4 protein-coding genes are annotated in these 6172 nt (G+C 63.3%); 3 read left to right on the top strand and 1 reads right to left on the bottom strand.

All coding sequences use genetic code 11. The features are described from left to right. The first annotated feature begins 247 nt into the window (after positions 1-247). Positions 248-988 (top strand): 3-keto-disaccharide hydrolase, encoded by a 741-nt coding sequence (locus GNK13_RS18885; protein ID WP_164104101.1) that lies wholly within the window; start codon positions 248-250, stop codon positions 986-988. 5 nt (positions 989-993) lie between these two features. Here GNK13_RS18885 and GNK13_RS18880 read toward each other — a convergent pair whose 3' ends face one another. After that, a complete protein-coding gene (locus GNK13_RS18880; protein WP_164104100.1) occupies positions 994-1575 on the bottom strand; it encodes a peptidylprolyl isomerase in 582 nt (193 codons plus the stop codon). Positions 1576-1797: 222 nt separating this feature from the next. On the opposite strand from GNK13_RS18880, the gene GNK13_RS18875 reads away from it, so the two are divergent. Both GNK13_RS18875 and GNK13_RS18870 read left to right on the top strand, forming a co-directional pair. Continuing rightward, positions 1798-4383, top strand: a complete 2586-nt coding sequence (locus GNK13_RS18875) for an alkaline phosphatase D family protein (RefSeq protein WP_164104099.1) — start codon at positions 1798-1800, stop codon at positions 4381-4383. 293 nt (positions 4384-4676) lie between these two features. Next, positions 4677-6170 carry a DUF1501 domain-containing protein gene (locus GNK13_RS18870; protein WP_164104098.1) on the top strand — a complete coding sequence of 498 codons (1494 nt, stop codon included), beginning with the start codon at positions 4677-4679 and terminating at the stop codon, positions 6168-6170. Positions 6171-6172 lie beyond the last annotated feature (2 nt).

Here is a 6172-nt window from a genome sequence, read left to right as displayed (position 1 = left end):
TCCTTCGTGCTCTTCGTGGTTCCCCAATGACACGAATTAGACGAATGGTGGCCACGGAAGGACACGGAAACGCACGGAAAGGGGAAGGACCGCAGATCGCACGGAGTACGCGGATAAAAGGGAAGACCAACAGCCAATAATCCGTGGTATCTGCGCTATCCGCGGTTCAACTCCTCACCCGTCCTTCGTGTTCTTCGTGTCCTTCGTGGTTTCCCTTCCACTTCCCTTTTTGCCCGAGGTCCATCGCATGCGTTTTCACCTCTTCCTCAGCCTAGTCGCCTCGCTGACTCTCGCCGCTTCGGTCCGGGCCGACGAGGACACTCCAGAGCCCGCGCCGCAATCAGCATCCGCCCCAGAAGAAGCGGCGGAAAAAGTAACCGCTCCCGAGGAAGTCGCCGAGGAAGAGATAGCATCCGAGGAAGCGGAATGGGTGCCGCTGTTCGATGGCGAATCGATCGAGGGCTGGATCCAGCGGGGCGGCCGAGCCGACTTCGAAGTGGTCGATGGTGCGATCGTGGGAACGACTCGGCTGGGGACGCCGAACAGCTTCCTCTGCACAGCCGAGGAATTCGGCGACTTCATCCTCGAGTACGAATTCCGGGTCGATCCACAGTTGAACTCAGGCGTTCAAATCCGCAGCCAGAGCCGCAAAGATTACAAGGATGGCCGCGTCCATGGTTATCAGATCGAGATCGATCCGAGCGAGCGGGCGTGGACCGGCGGGATCTACGATGAAGCTCGCCGGGGCTGGCTATACACGCTCGAGAATCGCCCCGAAGCGCGAGCCGCCTTCAAGCCCGAGCAGTGGAACTTGATTCGCGTCGAGGCCCGGGGCGATTCGATCCGCACCTGGGTCAACGGCGTCCCCGCGGCCGATCTTAAAGATGACATGACCGCTCGCGGGTTCATCGCCTTGCAAGTCCACAGCACCAAGTCGGCCGAACCGCTCGAGGTCAGCTGGCGAAACCTGCGGATCAAACCGTTGTAGAGCGATTATTTGCCGTTCAAAATCTTGACTTCCTGGATCACGATCGGCTCGACCGGCACGTTTTCGTGGCCGCCCGGCGCGGGACGCGTGGCGACGCGAGCGATCTTATCGACGACTTCTTTCCCCTCGATCACCTTGCCGAACACCGCGTAACCAAACCCGTCGCGGCTGTTCTTGCGATCGAGAAAATCATTCTTCGCGACGTTGATAAAGAACTGGCTGGTCGCCGAATGCGGATCGCCGGTGCGGGCCATCGCCAGCGTGTAGGGCTCGTTGGTCAACCCATTGCCCGCTTCGTTGATCACCGGCGGCTGCGTCCGCTTCTCGCGAAGGTTGCGGTCGAGGCCCCCGCCCTGAATCATGAAGCCGGGAATCACGCGGTGGAAAATGGTCCCCGCATAGTGCCCGCTCTTGGCGTACTGGAGGAAATTCTCGACCGTTTTGGGAGCCTTGTCGGCATCGAGCTCGACGACAATCTTTCCGGCGCTGGTCACGACCTCGGCTTTCACCGGCTCGGCGGCCGCGGGGGAGCTCGACAGCCCCAGCACTGCGAGGAGAGCAAGAACGGTTTGGCTGGCGAATTTCATCGATTGTCGGCTCCGAAGAGGAAGGATTCAGAAAACTGAGCGTCGTGGGGTAACTCTCTTGCCAGCGGCGTGTGTCCCGCCGCCCGCAGCCCGCTGGCTGTGGCGTATCTTTCGCTTTCGCGGATTCCATGGCAAGAGGTTCCGGGGAAGCAGGGCAGTTAGAATACTCAGCGAGTGAACTGAGCGCGAGCATTCTTCGACGAGGACCACGGAATCACTGGCATGAATCTTTTTAATCGACGATCGGCGATGAAATGCCTGGCCGCAGGAGCGAGCTTGGTCAGTGGCGGGCGGACGGTGCTGGCCGCTGCTGAGGGCCCGGGCGCGGCAGGGGGCCCGGGCGCGGCAGAGATCGCTCCTTCGTTCACCAGCGATTGGCAAAACAGCCACGACCGCGTCTGGCTCGGTGCCGATTGCTGGGCTAATCCGATGGAGGACTGGGTGGTCCGCAGCGGGCGGGCCGAGTGCATCACCCGAGGCGGCAATCGCAGCGTCCATCTGCTGACGCACCAGCTGACCGATCCCAATCAGCCCCTGGCGATGTCGGTGCGGATGGGAGTCGCCGAAGAGTCTGCCGAGCCAGGAGGGGAAAAGCAAACCGCGAGCGGCGGGTTCCGCGTGGGGGTCAAGAGCGAGCTCAACGAGTATCGCAGCAACTGCTTTGCCGGAGGGGGGATCGATGCCGGGCTGAGCGACGGGAAGCTGATCATCGGCAACCAGTCCCAGCCGCTCGACCGCGCCGCGACGCTGGAGAACCTCCGCCTCGAGCTTTCCGGACGACCGAGCGGCGAGCGGTACGCGCTGACGCTCACCGCCTTCGACGGTGAATCGGGTGCTCCGCTCGGCAGCCTCACCCACACGGTCGCCCCGGCCGCGGTGCTCGGGAACGTGGGAATCGTCAACAACTACGACCGTCGCTTCCGCCGAGAGAGCGGAACTCGGTTCTGGTTCTCCGAACTCTCGGCCGGCGGCGCAGCCTTCACGGTCTCACCGGAGCACCGCTTTGGACCGCTGCTGTGGTCGATGTATTCGCTGAGCGACTCGCGGTCCGACGATGGTTTTGTGCTGAAGATCAGCGCCCTCACGCCGCCGCTCGGCGAGCGGGACAACCAGCAAGTGGAGCTCGAAGTCGAGCGCGGCGGTCGCTGGGAATCGCTTGGCGAAGCGCCCCTCGACCCGGATGCCTGGACCGCGACCTTCCGGATCGCCAACTGGGACGAAACCATCGCAACGCCGTACCGGATGGTCTATCGCCAGCGGCGCAAAGATGGTTCCACCGAAACCTCCCACTGGGCCGGAACGATTCGCCCCAACCCGGTCGACCGTCCCATCGTCATCGGTGGTTTGACCTGCCAACACGAATCGGGATTCCCCTACGCGCCGGTCGCGGAAAACCTCCGCAAACTCGATCCCGACCTGCTCTTCTTCTCCGGAGACCAGCTCTACGAAAGCCATGGTGGGTTCGGCGTGATTCGCAGCCCGGCCGACCGCGCGATCCTCAACTACTTGCGCAAATATTATATGTTCGGGTGGGTCTTTGGAGATGTGATGCGAGACCGTCCCACCTTATGCATCCCGGACGACCACGATGTCTTTCATGGCAACATCTGGGGTGAAGCGGGAGCGCCGATGCGGGAGGGGACGACGTCGTCCGAAGGGGGCTATATCCAACCGGTTCAGATGGTCCAGGTGGTTCATAAAACCAACACCGCCCATCATCCCGATCTGTACGACCCGACGCCCATCAAACAAGGGATGAGCGTCTACTATGGCGACATGGTCTACGGTCGCGTTAGTTTTGCGATCATCGGTGACCGGCAATTCAAAAGCGGACCCGAAAAAGTCGACTCCGGCAGCGGCCGCGCGGACCACGTCACCAACCCCGACTTTGATACCGAAGCGCTCGACAAACCGGGGCTGGAGTTGCTCGGCGAGCGGCAGGAAAAATTCCTCGAGCACTGGGTCGGCGACTGGCGGGGTGCCGACATCAAGATCCTGCTCAGCGAGACCGTCTTCGCCGGCGTCGCGACGCACCACGGCAGCTACGACGGATATCTCAAGGCCGACCTCGACTCGGGCTCCTGGCCGCAGACCGCGCGGAACCGAGCGGTGCGAATCATTCGCAAAGGTTTTCCGCTGCACATCAACGGCGACCAGCACCTCACATCGATGGTGCAGTACGGTGCGGACGCTCCGCGGGACGGTTCGTGGTCCTTCTGCACTCCGGCGATCTCGGTCGGCTATCCCCGCTGGTGGCGCCCCGATGAAGTTGACATGCCCCACTCCGATCGCCCCGAGCACGGGCTGCCCCACACCGGCCAGTACACCGACGGGTTCGGCAACCATGTGTATGTCTACGCGGTCGGAGATCCCGAAGTGGCGACCGAACAGAATCGCTATGACCGGGCCCACCAAAAGGGCTCCGGGTTTGGGATCATCACGGTCGATCCGAAGGCCCGAACCTATACCTGCGATGCGTACCGTTTTTTGATCGACGCCACTTCCGGAGACGCCGCCAACCAGTTCCCCGGTTGGCCGCTGACGCTCAAGCAGACCGACAACTACGGTCGGCAGCCGGTCGGCTACTTGCCCGAGCGGACCGCCGAAGGAGACGTGGAGTTCCCGGTCGTCAAAGTCTTCGATGCCGAGGGAGAGCTGGTGTACGCGATCCGCGCCGCGGGCAAATCGATCCAGCCCTTCGTGTTCGAAGAAGGGGCTTACACGGTCACGATCGGCGACCCCGAGGCCGACGTCTGGCAGACGTACGAGAACCAGACGATTCAGTCGTACTCCTCCGCACGAAGCTAGATCAGATTCGCATCAGCCGCCACGCGCTAGCGTCCGGTTCTTGCGGCGTTTTCGAGAACCGGGGGCTAGCGCCCGGCGGCTGATGAATAATCCGGGCTAGCGCGTGGCGGCTGATGAGCGCGACTTTCGCGGAAGCGAGAAAAGCGACACTCCCTCATTTCGGTGGTATCGCGGTGCGAGAGCCTCTATCATGGGAGGCCACTGCAGCGGACGGGTCGACGACTCCAGAAGACTGGGCTCTCTGAGCTGGCTCCGGGGGATCGACCCACCCACCCTTTCTTGAGGTGAGAGTGATGAAGCGGGCACGTCGAGCCGATCGCGAAGCTCACTGGGACCACGCGGGATTCTCTCGCCGCGAGGCGCTGCAGGTCGGTGCAATCGGGATCCTCGGGCTGGGGATGAATCACCTGGCGGGGCTCCGCGGGTGGACGGGGCTATCCGCCGCCGCTGCCGAGCCGCCCGCGGCCGCTCGACCGGGTGGCCGCGCCAAATCGTGCATCTTCATCTTTCTCTCGGGAGGACTCGCGCAGCACGAAAGCTTCGACATGAAGCCCGCGGCGCCGGAGGATGTGCGGGGCGAGTTCCGGCCGATCGCCACTCGCACCCCGGGGCTGCAGATCTGCGAGCACCTCCCGATGCTGGCCGAACGGAGCCCGATGTGGTCCATCTGCCGCTCACTGACACACGCCTCGAACGAGCACTCGGCCGCCCACCACATCATGCTCACCGGGCAGTCGAAGCTCCCGCCCGGGTTCAGCCCCAACCAGCCGAGCCGATCCGATCACCCTTCGATCGCGTCGATCGCCGGCCGAGCCACCACGCCGCGGAACAACCTGCCGCCCGCGGTGGTCCTCCCCGAACAGCTCGTCCATTCGAGCGGGCGGATCATTCCCGGCCAGCACGCCGGCGTGATGGGTCCTCAGCACGACCCCTGGATGATCGAGGCCTCCCCTTTTCACAACACCGCCTACGGGGCCTTCCCGCAGTACAGCTTCGACCATCAGCAACGGGGCAACCCGGACGATCGCCTCTTTCAGGCACCGCAGTTGACTCTGCCCGACGGGCTCGGGATGCGAGAGGTCCAAGGTCGGCTGGAGCTGCTCGAGACGCTCCGCAGCCAACGTGCAGCCCTGGCCGAGTTCGCCACCACGACCCAGTTCGATCGGTTGCGTGAAGGGGCGATCGACTTGCTGACCGACGCTTCGATCCACAAGGCGCTCGACGTTACCTCGGCCGACGAGCAGTCGCTCGATCGCTATGGCCGCAACTCCTTCGGCTGGTCCTTGCTGATGGCCCGGCGTCTGGTCGCCGCGGGCGTGAACTTGGTGCAGGTCAACCTGGGTAACGACGAATCGTGGGACACCCACGGCAACGCGTTCCCTCATCTCAAAGACAAGCTGTTTCCTCCCACCGATCGCGCCGTCTCGGCCTTGCTCGACGACCTGCACGCCAGCGGCGAACTGGATGAAACCTTGGTCGTGATGGCGAGCGAATTTGGACGCACGCCGCGGATCACGCTGCTGGAAAAACATTACAAGCTGCCAGGCCGCGACCACTGGGGAGCGGCCCAATCGGTCTGGTTCGCTGGTGGCGGAATCGCTGGCGGAAACGTGATCGGGGCGACCGACGCGCAAGGGGCTTACCCCTCGGAGCAGCCGGTCCAGCCGGAGAATTTCGCGGCAACGATTTATCACGCCTTGGGCATCCCCGCCACCGCCGCCTGGCACGACGCCGAGAATCGTCCGCATCACATTTATAACGGCCAACCAATCGCCGGATTGATCTAACC

The organism is Candidatus Laterigemmans baculatus (assembly GCF_010367455.1).
In the GTDB taxonomy this organism is placed as follows: Bacteria; Planctomycetota; Planctomycetia; order Pirellulales; family Pirellulaceae; genus Laterigemmans; species Laterigemmans baculatus.
Note: the sequence above shows the minus strand (reverse complement) of the source record. Positions and strands in the feature narration are given on the sequence as shown.

What these genes read in the sequence shown, in the direction of transcription:
- GNK13_RS18875 (WP_164104099.1), top strand. Translation starts at nt 1,798, where the DNA reads ATGAATCTTTTTAATCGACGATCGGCGATGAAATGCCTGGCCGCAGGA.
- GNK13_RS18870 (WP_164104098.1), top strand. Translation starts at nt 4,677, where the DNA reads ATGAAGCGGGCACGTCGAGCCGATCGCGAAGCTCACTGGGACCACGCG.
- GNK13_RS18880 (WP_164104100.1), bottom strand. Translation starts at nt 1,575, where the DNA reads ATGAAATTCGCCAGCCAAACCGTTCTTGCTCTCCTCGCAGTGCTGGGG.
- GNK13_RS18885 (WP_164104101.1), top strand. Translation starts at nt 248, where the DNA reads ATGCGTTTTCACCTCTTCCTCAGCCTAGTCGCCTCGCTGACTCTCGCC.